We start from the raw sequence: 19,756 nt of genomic DNA, 5'->3' as shown, positions 1-19,756 counted from the left end.
TAATTAGCTAATTATTCAGAAAAAACATCTCTACAAAAATAATATGTAGAGATGTTTTTATAGTGCGTTTTTAAAATATTTCCTTATTGTACTAAGTGCATTTTCTTCCATAATTATTTTTCCATATTCGTGAATTCTGTGAATCGTCATTGTCGCAGGGCAACCATACTCTGACAATAAAGAAATAAGTGTATCTATGTCCATATGGTTGTTTTTTTCTTCTAGTAACAAAAAGTACAAGTCTTGATAACTATATAGTTTTCCAGTTCCCATTTGGAAAGGTTTTAGTCTTTTAGCAAGGTCAATAATATGTTCAAATGATGAAAATTCATAAAGAACTTCTTCACTTTCATCTATCGTTACTTGCATTTCAATGTAATCATCCAAAAATTCTTCGTCCGATATGTCATCTGTCACCGTGACGATTATAACCATCCCTTGCGCTTGTAGCGAATAAACTTCTACCGCTAAAGAACCATTTACTTCAAATCCTAGTTCGTCGTTTGCTGAATCCATCATATCGCGAAATAGTTGATGTACTTTTTCTGAATCTTGCCACAAGTCTTCTTTCGTTAATCCTCTATCTGAAAGGTCATCAAACGTGAGGAATACTTTAATCTTGTTATTCGTAATGCGTTCAAGCCGCATGAAAAGTCTCCTCCCAACAATACAGTCCGATAAATTGCTATCATCTTAAATAGTATTTCACTTCACATACATTCGCTTTACTGTTTGGTTTTCAATAATTAGTACGGGTGATGCATTTATAGCTTAATGTAGTTTATGAAAGTATCTCTCAGTTGGTTCGAAGATAATATGGTGAAAAAACTTATAAACTACACTAAAAACAAAAAGGGCACCAACATACTATATGTTGGTGCCCTTTCACTTCTATTCATTCATCTTTTGTTTTAACCAATGATCCCACTGCTCTATATTCAACCCGATTATATTTTTATCGAACTTTGCTCTTTCTTCTTCATTCATATAACCAATGGCATGACCACCAATTCCAACATGTAAGTTTGGATATTTACTTTCTAATTCGACTACAAGTAATAATGTTTTTTCTAAATTATCTTTCAATGTACAAGATAAAAATAGAAACTTTGGATTAATTTCTTCTATTACTACATGGATATCATTATCCGCTAATGACACACCGAGGTAAATCGTGTCAAAGCCTTTACGCTTAACATATAACGTATATATTAATAATCCTAATTCGTGCCACTCTCCTGGTCCGCATACAGATACTGTTTTTGGTAAAAAGCCATTTGTCGGCAACGTGTGTAATATACTTCCGATACGAGATCGCAAAAAGGAGGAAGCAAAATGCTCGTGAGCACTTGTAATTGTTCCTTCTTCCCATAATGAGCCCACTCTTACTAAAAGCGTACCTAAAATGTCTATTAACACCTTTTCAACCGAATAAATAGTAAAGACTTTATCCATTATTACGTGTGCTCTCGCTTCATCAAAAGATAACAGCGCATCTAATAGTTCGTCAAATAATACTACTGATTTATCGTCTATTGTTTCTTTAACCGTATCTGTAATGGACAGTTCGTTTTTTTCTAACAATGAGACTGCTTGACTAATCGTAAATCCTTTATCTACTTTTTCGATTAACCATTTAAGTATTTTGATATGTTCTTCTGTATATAAACGATGACCAGAATCATTGCGCACTGGTGCTATTATTTGGTATCTTCTTTCCCAAGCTCTTAGCGTACCAGCTTGAATGCCTAGCATATTAGAAACTGCTTTTATATTATATTTTCCTTCTTGATTTTGCATAGTAATCCCTTTCTCTCGTTTAAATCTTATCTGAATTATAACGAAGTGAAAGTGGCGTGTAAACTTTGTGTATGTTTTGGATAACTTCTACAGTTAATTAATCTCTATTTCTTATATATTCAGAATTAAAATCTTGCCTGTTCCTTTCCGCTGCAGGATTTAAATATAGCAAAATCAATAATTTTTAATTATGGAATCTATAATAAAAAAACGCTGTTTTCGTAAAGATTGTTGTTTTTAAAGGAATTAAAAATAATAATTGAAATAAAAAAAGTTTACTAAATATTGAAACCTTTTAGTAAATAAGTTCGTAAAAGCATATTAAGGAGTGATGGATATGAAGAATAACTTATTGATAGCTACAATAATCCTTTTAGGAGTTTTATTTGCAGGTTGTCAGCAGCAAGCAAGTGGGTTACTTAATACTTCAAAGTTAGAAGAAGAGCAACAAGGAGGACAAACAGATAATATTCCTAAAGTTTATCAAGCACCGACATTAGAAGTCGCATTAGACGCTGTTCCTTTTCAAGTAAAAGTACCTACCGAATTACCATTTGAAAGTAATGGTTTTGAAGAATTTGAAATCAGAGATTGGTTTGAGCGTGATGACAAAAAAGACATTTCACTTACACTAAAAGCAATAAACAAAGATAGAACAGACAATCACTTTCAACTAATTGAAGTATATATTTATGATTTTGAAGTTTACTACGACAATGTAACTCCTAGTGATGAAATAACATTGAAAGATGGTATAAAAGCACATTTTTACAATGGCGGGAGTAATGGTGGGAGTATTACATTTTCTTATAATGATTTAATAGTTGAAATCGGATACATAAATCGAGATGATTCTAACCAAGTTAGTGAAGAACGCGTATTAGAAATATTGACAAATTTAGCAAATCAGATGATTGATTATTAATTTGCCGATTTACTGAATGAACTCCTTAACGATTTTACGGTATAGTAATTCGAATTTTGAACATCATTAGGGTTTCACGAATGTCCTTGAGCATCTTTGCAATATCCTCTCGTTCTTCTGGAAATAAGTCCTTCTTCATTGCTTTAAATAACGCTAACTGTTCCGATTTCGATAGGTCGCTGAAATCAAGATAAACGTGTATCCACATTGACGACACCTCCATAAGTGGCATTATATCAACCTATTTTTAGTATGGTCAAATAGCAACAATCTATTTGAAAACAGCGTAAAAAAAAGAAGGCTTTCACCCTCTTTTTAATGTTAGAATATGTGTTTCTGCTGGTGCTCCAAGTCTTAGTGGGAGCAGAGATGTCCCGTAGCCGTTACTGATGAAAAGTTTCGTATGTGGTAACACATGTAATTTTCCTTTTTCATAAGGACCAAAACCGAAGATACGTATTTGCCCTCCATGTGTATGTCCACATAGAACAAAAGAGATTTTTTCTTCTTCTGTAAACTTTTCTATTATTTCTGGATTGTGGGCGGCAAGTATTTTAAATGAATTCGTTCTACAATCTGATAACGCAAGTGATAAGTTATCTTTTTCTACACTTAATTCGTCCACTCCTAACAGTTGTATGTATTCACCTTCTCTGGATTCAAATGTTACTGCCGTATTATCTAACACTTTTACACCATGCTGCAAAAGGATAGCATCTAACGTTCGAAAATCAGTTTCGTAATCATTATTACCCCATACAAAATATATAGGTGCACCAATAGTTTTTAGCTTTTGCAGATTTGCTTCTACTCTAGCAAACGGCACTTTCTTTTCCGTTAAGTCACCACCGATTACAACAATATCTACTTTTTTCTTAACTTTACTCAACACTTCGTCTGTTATCTCTCGTCTATGAACATCTGAAAGGAAGAAAATTTTCAACTCACCAAAAGTTTTTGGGAAGTCTTCAATTAGGATTGTTTCTTCTGTAACATTATCAGCAAATGCTTGCTTAAACATATAAAACAACATGATTAGAATGAAAATGATAATGGATGTGATTAACAAAGGGATCAATTATTTTACTCCTTTAACTATTGTTCTTTTCGTATTTACTGCAGAAATCATACCATAAATGATGGAAAAGAGTAACAACAACACGCCCTTCATTCCACCAACTAACACTAATAATACTAGACTTACCATTATCCCTACAAAAAAAGTTTTTTCATAACGATGAATGTGCCTACTGTACCTTAATTCATGAAACAATTCCCCGTAAAAAATAAAGCTAAACAACAAGCACGTTAAACTTGAGAACAATGTAAAGGGACTAAAAACAAAAATAGAAAGCAGTTCATTGAATGAATCTGCTTTAGGAAAGATATCAATAAATTTATATCCAAAAAAGCATGCACCAATAAAATATAAACTATGTTTTACCATGGACAACCACTTCTTTGTTGACGGAGTTTCAACGTTTTTAATTTATACAAAATTAGACCTCCTACCGAAAGGGAAAAGCGTTACTTCCCTTCATGATACAAGTTAATATCAAACTCTTTTTTCATCATGGCAAATACATGATGGCGTTGTTTCCATTCATGGGTTTGTTTCCAGTAGTCATCACTACGTTTTACGATTTCTTTTCGAAGTTCATGATATTCTTTCTCTGCTTTATCTTTTTTCATTAAATAATACTTAATAATTGCTATTTGTATTCCTATAAACATGATAACGTAAAAATGAGAAGAATCATCTAATATGTGAGCAAACAATAATGAAAAGTTAATTACGTTCAAAACGATGAAATAATATAGGTACAAAAAGAACAATCCGATCGATGCTATACATAAAATCCTCCATGAGAATTCTTTTTTCTTAAAGGCATCGAATTTTCGTTTTTTATCTACAAGTGCTTGTAAGGTTTGTTTTGTTGCTTCATCTGTATAGGTATCTAAATTTTTTATTGAGCTTTCCATAAGAAAGGGCACTTCCTTTCACAACATCTTTTGTACAAAATATGCGCTTGTCTCTGTTCATATGAGAAGATGTTATAAAAAATTCCTATTGCTGTTGATTGGAGCGCAAGCCTTCGCTTTCCGCGGGCGAGTCGGAAGCCTCCTCAGCTTCACCTGTGGGGTCTTCCGCCACTCGCTTCTTCCGCAGGAGTCTCCGGCTTGCGCTCCAATCAACAGCTAGATAGTAATTTATAAATTTTTTTACTGAGTTAAAGTTTTCAAGTGAGTCCGTTTCATAATGTATGACTACTATACGAAAAACGAATAACAGCATCGTATTCTGTATTCATACATCTTAATAAACAACATATTATTTTGTATATCACTAAAATATTCGTTTTTCATTAAACCAACCGTAATTATGAAATTGATACAAGTAAAAAGGAATATGAAAAAACACCACATAAGTATGGTGTTTTTTGCGTTTATGAATCTTGCTTTTTAATTGGTATTTTCAAAGTTTGGCCGACGTTTACTTGGTTTGTTATAAGGTTATTAAAGTCTTTGATGATTTTTTCGCCATGTCGGCCGTTGTAGTATTTTACAGAAATACTAAACAACGTTTCTTCTTTTTGAACAGTATGATAAATGATTTCAATATCTTCTTCTATTGCTGACTCGTCGATGACAGGCTCTGAATTCTCTTGCTCTGCTTTATCTTCCTTCACTTCTTTATCTTGCTCCGAAGGTTCTGTTGCTTGCTCTTCTGTAATTACTTCTTTTAATTCCTCTTCATCCACCTTGTCTTCTGTTTCCTTTGAATCTGATTTGTCATCATCTGCAGCTGGCGGTGGTGTTGGTTTCAAGACGTGGATCGGTTCGTATATGGAAGATTCAGAAGGTAATATTCTTGAAATAATATTATTATCATCACTAAGCACTAGTGCTAATATCGCAATAGGAATTAGAAAGAATGCGATTGAAATTAACCGGACCATCGGATAATGTATTTTCCATTTTGTTTTCTTTTTCTTATTTGCATGCAACTCACTTCGAGGAGGTAACTTTTTCACCCTTACCGCTTTTTCTCTTAATGTTGACGCTTGATCTAGTTTATCTGTTTCATTTTTGCTCATCGTTATCCCTCCCACCATCATTATTTACGTATTTATTGATAAAATCATGTCTAATTTTTAACGCTAAAAGCAAATCTATTAAAAAATGTGCCCAAAATGTTACAAGAACACTACCAGTATATTCATAAATAAGTCCTAGTAAGAAACTTAATAACACAACAGAAAATAAGAGTAACCATTTAGATAAATAACGAATATGCATTAGGGCAAAAATGACGCTTGCTGCAACTAATCCAAAATGTGTTTGAATGACTCCTCTAAATAAAAATTCTTCCACTAACGCAATGATAAACGCTAGAAAAAAAATATGAAGAACCGTTCTCCTTTGAAACATTTTTTCATTTATGCCACCATCATCAAACATATACTTAGGAACAAACTTCATTAACAGTAGATCCGCAAAATAAACAACCAGTGCAAAAATCGTACCTATAACGAAAATATCAAATGGCTGAAAAGTCCATATGGATATAAACTCTTCCCAACTATCGAATAAAAAGAATGAAAGTATAACTCCCACCAATAAAAACAGCAATTGAGACACATAAAGATGGCCTAACAGTTCTTTATCTGACATATGTTTTAACGCTTCTGCTTGTTTATTTCTCACTTTGACCATCCTGAACTAGTAGTTTTTTTAATTGATTTCTCCACGAAAAAGGTTCTTCTTCGATTTCCATATCCTTTTTACGTATATATGTTTCTAAGGAAATACCACATATATCACAACAGTAGTCATTATTATCTAGAATACTTTCACTTGAAAAATAATGTAATAATTGTTTTCTTCTACAGTTAGAGGACGAATAAATCCATCTTTGCAAATGTTGTAACTTTTTTTGCTTCCATACCATTCTTTTTTCAACTTTATCGTGTAAATGTTCTTCTAAGATACCTACATTATTAGAAGAAAGTACGCCATTTAACGCAATATACTTTTCTATATGATACGATACGAAGCGCCAATGAACTTCTTCTATCCCGCACTCTTCCACAAAGTATTGTTCCATTTCACTGCTTTTTTGGGTAACCGTTTTATATTCAGAAACTAATCGCTGCAAAATAAAGGTTATCACTTGTTTGGATGGAAGTTCATTTTCAATAATAAATTGCGGCAAATAGTCATCATCTTCTGTGTGAAGTAAAATAGCGATACTTCGCTCCCCATCTCTTCCTGCCCTTCCGACTTCTTGAACATACGACTCAAGTAACGTTGGAAGTTGATAATGAATAATGAAGCGAATGTTTTCTTTATTAATACCCATTCCGAATGCACTAGTACAACAAATGATATTTATTTTATTTAAAATAAATTGTTGTTGTATTAAGACTCTTTCTGAAGTAGATAGACCTGCGTGATAAAACTCTACCCGCTCCACTCCATTTTCTTGTAAAAACTGCGCCATCTCTTCAGCTTTTGCTCTACTTGAAAAATAAATAATTCCTGGTGTTTTTAGTTCGTTACACAAGTAAAGTAGCCTTTGTCTTTTTTCTTCTGCATGATAAAAGTCTCTTTCCACCTTAAATGCAATGTTAGCTCGATCTACAGAATGGATATGCTCCTTTGGTTTCTGTAATTGTAATATCTCTTTCATGTCACGAAGTACTTCTTTTGTCGCAGTGGCTGTTAAAGCAAGACAAGGTGGACTTTTCAATTGTTGTCTCACTTCACCTAACTTTAAATAATCTGTTCTAAAATCGTGTCCCCATTGAGAAACGCAATGAGCTTCATCCACTACAAACAAATCAATCTGAATTTCACTTAACTTTTTTATCCACTTTTTTGACTGCAACATTTCTGGTGAAATAAAAATAAATTTAGCTGAAAGACTTTGTTTTAGCATTCTCTCTTTTTCTTGGTAAGATAAAAAAGAATTGATGGCTACTACTCTTTTTTCTCCAAATGCTTTCATTTGTTGTACTTGATCTTCCATTAATGACAACAAAGGAGAGACAATAAGGACAGACCCTTGTAAGATATAGCCTGGAAGTTGGTAGCATAACGTTTTGCCCCCACCAGTTGCAAGTAAAGCTAATACATCATGTCCATCCAAAACATCTTGTATAATTTCCTTTTGACCATCCCTGAAGGAATCGAATCCAAGCTTAGTTTTTAAAATGTCATTTAGGTTCAATACGATCACCAATCTTTGTCAATACAAGTCTAATGTGAAAATAGTTAATATTCTTATTGTTGATATATTCTTTTAATCGTTTTAATTGCTTCGTCTTCAAAGTTCGAATCGCATGTTCAATTTCTTTTCTATGTTTTTCACATACATATTCATCTATGCTAAATTGTTGGTCGTGCAAACTAATTTCTACTATATGATCTTCAATTGTACTCATTTTAAGAAGGCGAATTTGTGCAATCTGGTCCATTGAAAAACCTCTGTTTAACAATCTCCATGTTTTCTCTGTCGTAACAGTAAATGTACTTTCTTGCATTACATCCTCACATAATGAATAAAGCTCTGGAAAATCATCTTTATTTTGATCCAACTTTGTAAGCATTTGATGAATAGCCCCAATAAAAAGGATTTGAACCCATTCTTCCTCTACCTTTAGCCTTTTGGCTAGTTGATAAATGGTAAGACCTGCTTCCTTGTATCCAGAAAGTTGATACGTAAGTATCGTCGCTTCCTTTTCCGATAGCATTGCGAAAAGATTTTCTGTTTCACTATGAACTTGTTCAGCATATTGATGGGTAGACATTTTCTTAGATAAAATGGACTTTTTTATAAAATATTGAGTATCGAGATCTGTTTGAACAGGAAGGAAATTTGAATACTTGTTTAAAATATTTGAAAGTGTTTGGATTAATAACGAAAACCTTTTCCAAAACAAAAGAGACAATTTATGATATTGCCATCCGTTTAAATATGTTGGTAGGTTGAAATCATCACTAAACTTAATAAGCGTGTGTTGCCCTTTTTCCGTAAGTGCATAATGACCTTCATTATTTACGATAATAAGTAGGTGCTTTTCTAATTTCACGACTGCATCCGTAATGGATTCCCGTGTTACACTTGGTAACATACCGAAAAGAGAATGCAATTGAAATAACTGTCCATCTTGAATGGTTTGAGATGACTTTTTTCCTCTTAATAAATGATAAATGGCCGAAACAGAGCGTTCTCCATTAAATTTATTTAAACAGTACAAACAAATAAATTGTAAAGCACGCAATAGTTTTCAACACCTTTAATAAGATACTCTTATTTTATCAAAAAATGTGGAATTTTGGCACGTTTATATTTTGTCATAAAGGATAAATGTTTTATATCAGAAAAATATTGTTCTAATAGATAGAAAATGAAACACCTATATTAAAAAACCTTATATGATAAGTATTCTCAATGACTTTTCTATTGAAAAGTTTTGAAAAGAGCTATACAATAAACATTGAGGAATACGTTTCCAAAATTATTATTAGAAAATTGTGATTGAAAATCTTGGGAGGTTTGTTTCATGGCAAAATATACAATCGTAGACAAAGACACTTGTATCGCATGTGGCGCGTGTGGCGCTGCTGCTCCAGACATTTATGATTATGATGATGAAGGTATTGCATTCGTAACACTTGATGACAACGAAGGTATCGTAGAAATTCCAGACGTACTTATCGATGACATGATGGACGCTTTCGAAGGTTGCCCAACTGATTCTATTAAAGTGGCAGACGAGCCATTTGAAGGCGACGCATTAAAATTTGAATAGTCTTCACTAAAAACCTCATCCAAATCGGATGAGGTTTTTTATTTAGGGTGTGTTAAAGACCGCAGTTGATTTCCGGGCAAGACTTCGCTTTCCGCGGGTGGTTTCGGAAGCCTCACGGTATATCTTTTTATTGTATAATTATAGAAGCGCTACAATTAAGAAAAGAGGTTGGTCTTAACATGAACACGAAACCTAAAATAGTAATTGCCGGCGGGACCGGATTTATTGGAAAGTTCCTAGAAGAAAAATATAAAAAGCTAAATTACGATGTATTTATTATCTCTAGGCAGCCTCGGCACATACAATGGAACGAGCATGAAAGGGTAATTGCGGCGTTAAATGAAGCAGAAATGCTCATTAACCTTGCAGGTAAATCTGTTAATTGTAGATATAATGAAAAGAATAAAAAAGCTATAATGAATTCTCGGACAGGAACAACAGAAGTACTTGGGCAACTAATTGCTAAATGCACACATGCACCTAAACTGTGGATAAATTCTAGCACCGCTACCATTTACAGACACGCAGATGACCGTCCCATGACTGAAAAGAGCGGGGAGGTTGGAACAGGTTTTTCTGTAGAAGTAGCGAAAGCGTGGGAAAAAACTTTTTTTGATTCATCTGTACCCCATACTCGTCAAGTTGCTTTACGTATCGCAATAGTACTCGGGTCAGGTGGTGGAGTTATGACTCCATATAAAAACTTAGTGAAGTCTCGACTTGGAGGTCATCAAGGCAAAGGATATCAACAGTTTAGCTGGATACATATAGAGGATTTATATCGTATTATTGAATTTATTAAAGAACGGGAAGATTTGAATGGCGTTTTTAATTGTTCTGCACCTAATCCTGTAAATAATAAAGAACAAATGAAGATTATGCGCAATGCATATGGAGTGGGATACGGCCTGCCTGCTATGAAGTGGATGCTCGAAATTGGCTCCGTGTTTCTTCGTACAGAAACAGAGCTTGTGTTAAAAAGTAGATGGGTGATTCCTGAAAGACTGCAAGAAGAAGGCTTTTCTTTCAAATATCCTACATTAGAGGAAGCCATGTCTGAAATAGTGAAAAGCAGTTGAGTAGACGTATAAGGAGTGCGGTATAGAATTCTTACTTCTTCGATTTAGACGTTGGAGTTTGACGTAGACCCCGACAGAAACATCCAAAAGACGTAGACCCGCTAAAGCTACGTCTTTTCTAATTTCTTAATTTATATATTTAAGTTGCCATTCTTTCTCAAACCAATGTGATAACTTTTGGAAAAGTAACACGAATAAGAATCCGACGATGGCTCCTTTTATTAAATTAAATGGTAATATACCAACTACAACAACATTAACTAAGACGGGCATGGAATCTAAAGGATACCCTAAGAAAAAACTGTATGCCGGTAAAAATACAAATAAGTTTAACACACTCATCATAATTGCCATTGTAGCAGTACCAGCTAATAAGCCCATTTTTAATCCTTTTGAACTTTTAAACTTGTTAAAAACGTAAGCTGTCGGTAATACGAACAAAACTCCCGCTGTAAAGTTTGCAATATTGCCAACTGGAAAACCTGTCATACTTCCTTGAATAATGTAGTTCAGAATGTTTTTCACAGCTTCTACTGTAATACCAGCAATTGGACCAAACAAAATAGCTGCAATTAATGCTGGAATATCACTAAAATCCACTTTAAGATACGGTGGTAATAGTGGTAGTGGGAAGCTTAAAAACATTAATAAGTATGCAATACTACTTAACATCCCCACCATAACAAATTTCTTTAAATTCTTTTGACTCTTCATCTTTTCTCTCTCCTTTTCAAGAGATCCATCTCTGTTGAAAAGAGAAGTTCAACGTTCTTGAATATGTAAAAAACAAAACCCAATAGTTCCATAGAGAACTACTGGGAGTATTGGACATATTCAAATAAACGTTCAAACAGCGGTTTTTTGAACGCACTTGAACTTCCATCTCCTCCCATCCAGACTGTACTGTCGGCTTTGGATTCGCACCAAATCCTGCTATCCATATCTAAACAGTCATAACAAATTACGTTAAGACAGAAAGATTTTCGATACTTCAGGCTCGCGGGCTTAGAACAACTTTCGTTCATCACCGCCGGTCGGGAATTTCACCCTGCCCCGAAGATAGATCATATTAGATTGTTACATTTTCTATTATAGTAGAATATTAGAAAAAAAGAAAGCAGAAATAATGAATAGCGATTCAATATTCATATGATTATGATTAGCTCTTTAAGACAAGCATAACTCAACTTCTAAGATGACATAATTAATATACGTAATTTTCAGTTAAAATGTTTTATTACAATACTTTTGTCAACGTAATGTTTAATAATACCAACTATAATACTAAAAGTACGAATTATCGCACTTTTAGTATTTGGTTTGGATGAAGCATATTACCGATTAGATTGTTTAATGATTTTAGTTCATCCACAGACATCTCTAAATGATGCGCCACTTGTTCCATCGTTTCTCCACTTTGAACAATATAGGTTGCCTCTTCAAATATTATCAATTCTTGATCTGGATGAATGACATCCACAGATAGGTCATTCCACTCCATAATCGATGAAACTGTCACTTCAAATTGCTGAGCGATGTCCCAAAGCGTATCATTTTTTTTCACAATATAGACTTTCTCAGAGCTAGCTTGATTTACAACCAACTCTCCTTTAATTAAACTGTAGCCATTCATACCATTTTCTATGTGCATAGCACTTGCTGGTAACGCTCCGTCCTGTATGACAAACACAGTTAACGGATCCATCGCATTTGATTTTTTAATATTCCATTCACCCATATGTACTTCGAAATGTAAGTGAGGGCCAGTGGAGTGACCTGTAGAACCTACTTGACCGATAGTCTCTCCTTTCCTCACCTTTGCTCCCTCTTCTACCATTCTTCTATGTAAGTGAGCATATACTGTTTCTACTCCATTAGGATGTTGTAGAAACACAACATGACCGTAAGAACCAGAATAATAAGACTTAATAACTTCCCCATCAAAAGCTGCAACTACGTCTGTCCCAGTAGGAGCTGCAATATCTATTCCTTTATGATTTCCCCATCTTGTGCCAAATGTATCCGTAATTTCACCATCAACTGGCCATGCCCAGCTTTTCATTTCACTTAAAACTTCTTCGTTTGCTTGTGCCTTTACTACATTTCCACCAACAAATAATAACGCTATACATAAAGCCATCACGGCCACCACTGCAAATCTACGTAATATATCTAACATAAATAATGCCTCCTTGAAGAAATAAAAGTTGTTAGAGAATATGATTGCTTGGTCAATATTATGACAGGCTGTAAAGCTTGTAATTTTTTACATCACCGCTAAACCCCTTTAACCACTTAATTTTTTCATAAAAAAAACATATAAAAAGCAGGTAGAAAATTCTACCCGCCATTTAATATATCCACTTACTCCCATTTCATACGATTTGCTGCTATTGGAGTTGGAAGTTCTGTATTTAATTGAATTGAGCCAATCCTATCAAGTTTGTCTGATTGGAACCTTATTGTTTGAAAACCAAATTCTTTCGCCGTCATCTTTATTGCTTCTATTGCAAACATATCTTTCTCATTGAATTCAAGAGGAGTTGATAACGAAATTTCTATTGTTACAACAGACCCGTTTGAATCAATTACCTTTACTGACATATTTTCCGGAATAGAAGCATGACCATTATCTAAAGGTATATCTGGACCTGTTTGCATGATTTTGATTGCATCTTCAATCGTTTCATACACTCTATTTGAGCGAATTAAAAGGTTTGGCGATTCCGGACTATGTTGATAGCGAAAATAAGCTTTCCTTGGCGCGTTATCCATTTGCATTGAAGCTAAAGGACCAGTTCCACCAATGTCTAAATCATTCTTACCCTCTTTTACATATTCTATTTCATTGTATCCTTTCCATGTAAACGATATGGCAAGTTCATTGAAAAACGACGTGGATTGTGCGCTTGCGTATGAGCCGTGTTTATTTAATCCCTCTACAACTAATCTTTTCTTACCATCAGGCGTTTGTACTTCTGAATAATTAAAGTCATCATTTAGAATAGTAGAAACACCTAATACATGAAAGTCTACGTGGTATGCTACTAGTTTTCTCATTTCATTGAACTTTTCAACGTACGTTTTCCCATCTTTAGGAACAATAAAGGATAATGGTAAACTTAATTGAGCATTATTATCGGTTACACCAATCGTCACAACATATTCAGTCTCTTTATCATAATCCCATTCGGATATGGTGTAATAATTTGCAAACCCTTCGAAGGAATTTTCTCCCTCACCTCGGAACTCATCCGCCATTTTTTCCTTAGCAGGATCAACATCTAGTGTTTTAAAATCTACGGTGTCATCTGACCCAACATCATCATCATCTGAAGTAGCAGCATGATCATATCCAGCCATTTCTATTGTAGACTCGTTAGAACCACCACTTAGTCCAAAATTCATATTATTTAATAATGAAGGAGTAACTAAAGCTAGTAACATAATAGCAGCGACGATCGCAGCTACTGGAAAGAAATTTAGACGCCTTTTCGGTTGTTCCACTTTATGACGTATATTTTGGTAGATTTGTTGTGATGTCCTGTGGTCTTTTAGTTTTGGCATCTTATTAAGCATTTCTTCTAGCTGCTCTTCATCGAGGTTACGACGCATTATAATCTCCCCCCTTTTCTTCTGTATTTTGCATTAATTCTTTCAGCATCTTAAGGGCCCTATGTTGCGTTGTTTTCACTTTGCTTTCTGTCCAATCTAAGATTTGCGCAGTTTCTTGGATGGACATTCCTTGGATATACCTCAATATTAGTACAAGTCTAAAATCTTCTTTGCACTTATCCAAACATTGGTACATAAATTGAACTTGTTCATTTTGTACCGCTATTTCTTCAGGTAAAGGAGCGGCATCTTTTACTTGTTGTTTATTCCAATCGAATGTTTCAAGAAGTTTATTTTTCCACCCTTTTTGTTTTCGGAATGCATCTATAGCAACATGTTTCGCAATAGAAAATAACCATGTTTTTTCACTGCTTTTTCCTTCAAAACGGTCGTAGGATCGTAATACTTTTATATATACTTCTTGAACGAGGTCTTCGGCTTGTTCTCTATTTTTCACCATATAAAATAAAAATTGAAAAACATCGTGATGGTATTTTTCATAGAGTTCTTGAAAAACGGTGTTCATCCTTTACCCTCCGTTCAATACATTAGTCGTTAACTTGTTTAAAAAAGTTACATTACAAATATATTACAAAATATTACGAATTACTATATTCTTATAGGAATTTTTTAACAAGTTTAGTCTATACAAAACGCCCGTTCCTCTCCGCTACAGGCACCTGCTTTCCGCGGGGAGTGCAGGGGAAGGTTATTTTCACTATCGTGAAAAAACCTACTCCTCGGCGTCCCGCCTGTGGGGTCTTCCGCTTCGCTCTTTTTCCCGCAGGAGTCAGGTACCTTCCGATCCAATTCACTCATGTCTTTGTATGAGTAAAATCAACAAATATAGAGAATGAATATCCTGTGGATCAGTAAAGTATGTATGATGACTATATATCCCTATACTACAAGATAATAGTTCCTTTGAATATATAATTCTTTCTAAAAAAGAAGAAAAAGAAGCTAAGTTTCATATAGCTTCTTTTTCTTCTTTTAATATAATGGATCTTTTTTTTCTCGTTGGATAAAGGGACTTGCTTGGGATACTATTACAGTTGAAAGTATTGGGTACAATAGGACAAAGAAGATGATGTTTCCTATTGCATGCATCATATCAAATGGTAAACCAGCTAAGTAATATGGCCAAAACATTTTACCTATAATAACTCTTTCTAATGAAATGACAAAACCGTAAATCAAGCCACATACACCTGCATAAAAGGCAAACAGGAGTAATGGTATTTTTTTTACGTATTTGCCAAGAAGTCCACTTGTAACCCCGATAAAAGACCAAGAGATAATTTGAAAAAGTGTCCACGTACCGCTTCCTAGTAACATATTAGATGCTACGGTGGATCCTGCTGCTAAAAGTACGCCAGAAACAGGTCCCAACCAAAAGCTACATATAATAATTATTGCTGTAACAGGCTGTACATTTGGTATAAAAGCAAATGCTTGTCTCCCAACAACACATAGGGCAATCAATATGGCTAGTAAGGCTATTTTTCGTGTAGACATTATCCTTCATACTTTGAATAATTGAATTCGACTTTGTCGTCTGCTTTTAACTTCACATCTCTTGGTCCTTCAAAAACTTCCTCGCCATTTATCGTATATGTCCAGTAATAGGAGTTTTCATCGTCTGACTCAATACCATCAATTCCTACGATAAATGCATCTTCATAGGCTGTTGTTAACTCAAAATTGCGAGCCATTACTTCCATTAGCGTCTCGCCTTCTTCAATTTCGATATTTTTTTCGCTTATTACTTCTTCGCCGCTGTCTTTTACTAAAGTAATTGTTACTTCTTGAGCCTGTTTTTGTTCTGTGTTACTTGATTCTTCTGCATTGTTAGCTCCTGCACAACCTGCAAGTAATAATGTTAAAACTGAAAATAATGTAATTAAGATCTTTTTCATTTGTTTCTCCTCCAATATGTATTATTTAATTCATTTTCTTCTTTTTTCTTAGGCAAAATGATCTTCATTCACCTTATCAAGTTCACTTTCTACTTTTTACTTGGGCAAAATGAACTTCATCGACCTTATCAAATTCACTTTCTCCTTTTTTCCCGAGCAAAATATCTTCATCGACCTTATCAAGTTCAGTTTCTACTTTTTTCTTGGACAAAATGAACTTCATCCGCCTTATCAAGTTCATTTTCTAATTTTTTCTTGGACAAAATGAACTTCATCCGCCTTTTCAAGTTCACTTTCTACTTTTTTCTTGGGCAAAATGAACTTCATCCGTCTTATCAAGTTCATTTTCTCCTTTTTTCTTGGGCAAAATGAACTTCATCCGCCTTATCAAGTTCACTTTCTACTTTTTTCTTGGGCAAAATGATCTTCATCGACCTTATCAAGTTCACTTTCTACTTTTTTCTTGGGCAAAATGAACTTCATCCGCCTTATTAAGTTCACTTACTCCTTTTATCTTGGGTAATTTCCTAAACAACGAAAAAGCTCATCCTCTAAATGGATGAGCTTGAAAACGACAATGATAGACATACATATTTCTGCAGCAAACACGTATGTTTTATGTCGTTTCAGCTACTCAATCCCCGAAGCTTCGAAACTTGCGTAATGTTTGGCAGGTCTACTGACTTATGCTTCTTCCTACTTTGAGCCTTCCCATATGGTAAACTTTCATTCTTCCATACAGTGGTTATCTCATTTCGTCCACATTTACAGTTGCGGGGACAGCTTTGGATTCACACCAAATTCCCTTTTCAGTCACAAAGTGACACCAAAAATTACTAAAATATTCTGTTAAAGTTAACTCCTATTAATATTACACAATACAAACTTCGTTGACAAGTAAAAAATTTGTTTCATGCTAAACAAGATTATTCGCTAAAGAAAAACAAATTACTCCTTAATTTGAGGAATGATAATCGAAAATGTCGTTCCTTCGTTTATTTTGGATCGGACCGTAATTTGACCTTCATGGGCATCAATGATGTTTTTCACGATTGCAAGACCAAGGCCAGTGCCTGCTCTACCTCTCGTTCTTGCCTTATCCGCTTTGTAAAAACGCTCAAATACAAATGGTAAGTCTTCCTCTGGTATTCCATGGCCAGAGTCTTGCACTTCAATTTTCAAGCCATGTTCTAGTATCTCTGCATATATGTGGATCAGGCCTTTGCTCTCTGTATGACGAATAGCATTGTCAATCAAGTTCGTTAATACTTGTTCCATTTTATCCACGTCAAAGTAAACAAGTCCATCACCTGTAACGGTTGACTTAAGGATAATTGATTTTTCTTTTGCTAAGCCGTGGAATTTCCGAACCATTTTTTCGATAAATTCGTGAATGTTCATGTCTTCTTTTTCTAAAGAAATATGGCCCGCTTCCATTCTAGCTAAGTCGAGCAAGTCGTTTACTAACCTTCCCATACGCAACGATTCATCATAAATGACAGAAGCTAGTTCTTTTTTCTCTTCCTCTGAGCCAGCAATATCATCTACAATCGCCTCGCTATAGCCTTGTAACATGGAGATAGGAGTACGCAACTCGTGCGATACGTTGGCAATAAAGTCTTTACGAAGTTTGTCTAATCTTCTTTCTTCGGTCATGTCACGAATAACAGCAACCGCACCTCGAACACTTGTATTATTGTAAAGTGGGCTCATAACAACAACCCAACTTCGACCTTGAAAGGATAGTTCCATACTTTGTTCTTTTTCTGTTGAAACAACGCGCTGAAACATTTCTGTCATCTCATGAGGAAGTGATTCTCCTGTTTCATTTCCTTCTTGGTAATACCATGCTTGTAAAAATCGTTCTGCAGGAGGGTTAGATATTAAAATCGAACCATCTTTATTCAACGTAATAACTCCATCTGCCATACTACTTAGTATGTTGGCTAGATGTTCTTTTTCTTGATTTAACGCATTAATATTGAATTTCAATTGGCGGCCCATTTGGTTAAATGCCATTGCTAGTTCGCCGATTTCATCGTACGTTAATGTAGGCACTTTCGTATCGAATTTCCCTCGTGCTACTTCAAATGCTACCTCTCTCATTTTACGAAGTGGTGCTGTAATACGGGTAGATAAGAAAAAAGCAAAAATAGTAGTTAGTACGATAGCAAACCCGGCAGCTAATAAAATGATTTTCGTTGTTTGCTTTGTTGTTTCTTTAATCGCCAGCAACGATTGATATATAAATACAGCACCAGCCATATTTTCTTCAATATGAAGAGGACTACCGACGATCATAATTTCACCGTGAAGGTTACCATCCATTCCATCGTTTAACTCTTGTACATATGATTTCTGTTTTATTATCGTTTCATCTTGAAATACGAGTGATAAATCTGGGTCATCTAGAAAAAACTCAGCCGGTAAATTTACAAGTTTGTCGTTTTCTGAGTACCATACGGTTTGTTCATTCGTAAAAATAACTACTTTTGAAACGTCATCTGCTAATTGATTTGTAATTGTTTTTGACATGTCTAAGTCATCATGTTCTTCTACAATAAGAGAAATCTTTGTTGCGAGTTGTGTTAATTCTTTTTCCGCTTCACTCACATGATAATTTTCAAAAAACTCAAGTAGAAGAATCGTTAATACAAACAGTACGAAGGAAACGAGTAAAAGAATGGTAAGCCAAAGTTTCCCTACTACACTTTTCCAAATCATGACTCATTTACAACCTCGAATTTGTAGCCTACTCCCCATACCGTTACAATCATTTTCGCCGCTTGCTCGGAAACTTTATTTAACTTTTCACGAAGTCTTTTTACGTGTGTATCTACTGTACGTAAATCTCCGAAAAACTCATATTGCCAAACTTCTTTTAATAGTTGTTCACGGTCAAACACTTTGTCTGGTGATTTAGCTAAGAAATAAAGTAATTCATACTCTTTTGGCGTTAAGTTAACGTCTTTCCCATCCGCTGTAACTCGATGTGCATCATTATCAATGGTTAAGTGTGGATATACAATCACATCTTTTGAAGAAGTTTCAGCGGAAACGAATGTTGCAGTAGAAGATCTTCTTAAAAGAGCTTTTACTCGTAGCACTACTTCTCTTGGGCTAAATGGCTTTACGATGTAGTCGTCTGTTCCAACTTCAAATCCTTGAACTCTGTTAGCTTCTTCACCTTTTGCTGTAAGCATAATGACAGGCGTAGCTTTTTTCTCGCGTAATTCTTTACATACTTCGATACCGTCCATTCCTGGCATCATAATATCTAGTAAAATCAAATCATAGTCATTGTTAAAAGCAAGCTCTAGAGCTGAACTACCGTTGTCTGCTTCTTCGATAACATAGTTTTCGCGTTCTAAATACATTTTTAATAGTCGTCTAATTCTATCTTCATCGTCTACTACTAAAATTCTTACTTCTTTTTCCACCGTAAAAACCTCCTAGTAAAGTTAAATTATCCCTTTTAAAAGGTATTCAAGAAAAGCCTTCACGACATATGAGTGTGAAGGCTTTTTAATTATTCAATCAATCTTGATAGATTCTTGTAAGTATTTTATCCGTTCCTTTCCGCTACAGGCACTGGCTTTC

Annotated in this window: 21 protein-coding genes, 1 pseudogene and 2 riboswitches; of the genes and pseudogenes, 3 read left to right on the top strand and 19 right to left on the bottom strand. The window is 34.6% G+C overall.

Annotated elements, in window-relative coordinates:
• Positions 1 to 57: 57 nt before the first annotated feature.
• Positions 58 to 648, bottom strand: coding sequence for a genetic competence negative regulator (locus CDZ92_RS03930; protein ID WP_096153718.1), 591 nt, complete (start codon positions 646 to 648; stop codon positions 58 to 60).
• A gap of 243 nt (positions 649 to 891) precedes the next feature.
• A complete protein-coding gene (locus CDZ92_RS03925) occupies positions 892 to 1,800 on the bottom strand; it encodes a MerR family transcriptional regulator (protein ID WP_096153716.1) in 909 nt (302 codons plus the stop codon).
• Between the two features lie 337 nt (positions 1,801 to 2,137).
• On the opposite strand from CDZ92_RS03925, the gene CDZ92_RS03920 reads away from it, so the two are divergent.
• Positions 2,138 to 2,725 (top strand): hypothetical protein, encoded by a 588-nt coding sequence (locus tag CDZ92_RS03920; RefSeq protein WP_096153715.1) that lies wholly within the window; start codon positions 2,138 to 2,140, stop codon positions 2,723 to 2,725.
• A gap of 70 nt (positions 2,726 to 2,795) precedes the next feature.
• On the opposite strand, the pseudogene CDZ92_RS03915 reads toward CDZ92_RS03920, so the two are convergent.
• From CDZ92_RS03915 to CDZ92_RS03880, 8 genes and pseudogenes are all read right to left on the bottom strand, one after another.
• Positions 2,796 to 2,933, bottom strand: a pseudogene (locus CDZ92_RS03915) (IS1595 family transposase); the annotation flags it as partial.
• A 96-nt stretch (positions 2,934 to 3,029) separates the two neighbouring features.
• Positions 3,030 to 3,758: a metallophosphoesterase gene (locus tag CDZ92_RS03910; protein WP_096156902.1), complete on the bottom strand. Its 729-nt coding sequence runs from the start codon at positions 3,756 to 3,758 to the stop codon at positions 3,030 to 3,032.
• Positions 3,759 to 3,803: 45 nt separating this feature from the next.
• Entirely contained in the window at positions 3,804 to 4,172 is a 369-nt protein-coding gene (locus tag CDZ92_RS03905; RefSeq protein ID WP_096153713.1) for a hypothetical protein, read from the bottom strand.
• Positions 4,173 to 4,252: 80 nt separating this feature from the next.
• Positions 4,253 to 4,708 (bottom strand): DUF2663 family protein, encoded by a 456-nt coding sequence (locus tag CDZ92_RS03900; RefSeq protein WP_096153712.1) that lies wholly within the window; start codon positions 4,706 to 4,708, stop codon positions 4,253 to 4,255.
• A gap of 464 nt (positions 4,709 to 5,172) precedes the next feature.
• Positions 5,173 to 5,823, bottom strand: a complete 651-nt coding sequence (locus tag CDZ92_RS03895) for a LysM peptidoglycan-binding domain-containing protein (protein ID WP_176483704.1) — start codon at positions 5,821 to 5,823, stop codon at positions 5,173 to 5,175.
• Complete coding sequence (locus CDZ92_RS03890) at positions 5,810 to 6,433, bottom strand: CPBP family intramembrane glutamic endopeptidase (RefSeq protein ID WP_441296490.1); 624 nt, start codon at positions 6,431 to 6,433, stop codon at positions 5,810 to 5,812. The genes CDZ92_RS03895 and CDZ92_RS03890 overlap by 14 nt, the downstream gene beginning before the upstream one ends.
• Positions 6,423 to 7,967: a RecQ family ATP-dependent DNA helicase gene (locus CDZ92_RS03885; protein ID WP_441296489.1), complete on the bottom strand. Its 1,545-nt coding sequence runs from the start codon at positions 7,965 to 7,967 to the stop codon at positions 6,423 to 6,425. Before CDZ92_RS03885 ends, CDZ92_RS03890 begins: the two co-directional genes overlap by 11 nt.
• Positions 7,945 to 9,012: a helix-turn-helix domain-containing protein gene (locus tag CDZ92_RS03880; RefSeq protein ID WP_096153704.1), complete on the bottom strand. Its 1,068-nt coding sequence runs from the start codon at positions 9,010 to 9,012 to the stop codon at positions 7,945 to 7,947. Before CDZ92_RS03880 ends, CDZ92_RS03885 begins: the two co-directional genes overlap by 23 nt.
• 282 nt (positions 9,013 to 9,294) lie before the next feature.
• Here CDZ92_RS03880 and CDZ92_RS03875 point away from each other — a divergent pair, with 282 nt between their 5' ends.
• On the top strand, positions 9,295 to 9,543 hold the full coding sequence (locus CDZ92_RS03875) for a ferredoxin (RefSeq protein WP_096153702.1): 249 nt from the start codon (positions 9,295 to 9,297) through the stop codon (positions 9,541 to 9,543).
• A gap of 179 nt (positions 9,544 to 9,722) precedes the next feature.
• On the top strand, positions 9,723 to 10,622 hold the full coding sequence (locus CDZ92_RS03870; protein ID WP_096153700.1) for a TIGR01777 family oxidoreductase: 900 nt from the start codon (positions 9,723 to 9,725) through the stop codon (positions 10,620 to 10,622).
• Between the two features lie 126 nt (positions 10,623 to 10,748).
• Here CDZ92_RS03870 and CDZ92_RS03865 read toward each other — a convergent pair whose 3' ends face one another.
• From CDZ92_RS03865 to CDZ92_RS03830, 9 genes are all read right to left on the bottom strand, one after another.
• Positions 10,749 to 11,336, bottom strand: coding sequence for an ECF transporter S component (locus tag CDZ92_RS03865; protein ID WP_096153698.1), 588 nt, complete (start codon positions 11,334 to 11,336; stop codon positions 10,749 to 10,751).
• A 163-nt stretch (positions 11,337 to 11,499) separates the two neighbouring features.
• Positions 11,500 to 11,687: riboswitch (FMN riboswitch) on the bottom strand.
• A 232-nt stretch (positions 11,688 to 11,919) separates the two neighbouring features.
• Positions 11,920 to 12,801 (bottom strand): M23 family metallopeptidase, encoded by an 882-nt coding sequence (locus CDZ92_RS03860; protein WP_141395196.1) that lies wholly within the window; start codon positions 12,799 to 12,801, stop codon positions 11,920 to 11,922.
• A gap of 185 nt (positions 12,802 to 12,986) precedes the next feature.
• Positions 12,987 to 14,237 (bottom strand): hypothetical protein, encoded by a 1,251-nt coding sequence (locus CDZ92_RS03855; protein ID WP_096153697.1) that lies wholly within the window; start codon positions 14,235 to 14,237, stop codon positions 12,987 to 12,989.
• Positions 14,227 to 14,763, bottom strand: coding sequence for an RNA polymerase sigma factor SigX (sigX, locus tag CDZ92_RS03850; protein ID WP_096153695.1), 537 nt, complete (start codon positions 14,761 to 14,763; stop codon positions 14,227 to 14,229). Before sigX ends, CDZ92_RS03855 begins: the two co-directional genes overlap by 11 nt.
• A gap of 467 nt (positions 14,764 to 15,230) precedes the next feature.
• A complete protein-coding gene (locus tag CDZ92_RS03845) occupies positions 15,231 to 15,755 on the bottom strand; it encodes an ECF transporter S component (protein WP_096153693.1) in 525 nt (174 codons plus the stop codon).
• Positions 15,755 to 16,156 (bottom strand): DUF4430 domain-containing protein, encoded by a 402-nt coding sequence (locus CDZ92_RS03840; RefSeq protein WP_096153691.1) that lies wholly within the window; start codon positions 16,154 to 16,156, stop codon positions 15,755 to 15,757. Before CDZ92_RS03840 ends, CDZ92_RS03845 begins: the two co-directional genes overlap by 1 nt.
• A gap of 82 nt (positions 16,157 to 16,238) precedes the next feature.
• A complete protein-coding gene (locus CDZ92_RS20210) occupies positions 16,239 to 16,367 on the bottom strand; it encodes a hypothetical protein (RefSeq protein ID WP_255249776.1) in 129 nt (42 codons plus the stop codon).
• 441 nt (positions 16,368 to 16,808) lie between these two features.
• Positions 16,809 to 17,002: riboswitch (cobalamin riboswitch) on the bottom strand.
• Positions 17,003 to 17,104: 102 nt separating this feature from the next.
• Positions 17,105 to 18,880 (bottom strand): ATP-binding protein, encoded by a 1,776-nt coding sequence (locus CDZ92_RS03835; protein ID WP_096153689.1) that lies wholly within the window; start codon positions 18,878 to 18,880, stop codon positions 17,105 to 17,107.
• A complete protein-coding gene (locus tag CDZ92_RS03830) occupies positions 18,877 to 19,596 on the bottom strand; it encodes a response regulator transcription factor (protein WP_096153687.1) in 720 nt (239 codons plus the stop codon). Before CDZ92_RS03830 ends, CDZ92_RS03835 begins: the two co-directional genes overlap by 4 nt.
• Positions 19,597 to 19,756: the final 160 nt, after the last annotated feature.

Source organism: Bacillus sp. FJAT-45066, from assembly GCF_002335755.1.
GTDB lineage: Bacteria > Bacillota > Bacilli > Bacillales > Bacillaceae_I > Bacillus_CD > Bacillus_CD alkalisoli.
Note: the sequence above shows the minus strand (reverse complement) of the source record. Positions and strands in the feature narration are given on the sequence as shown.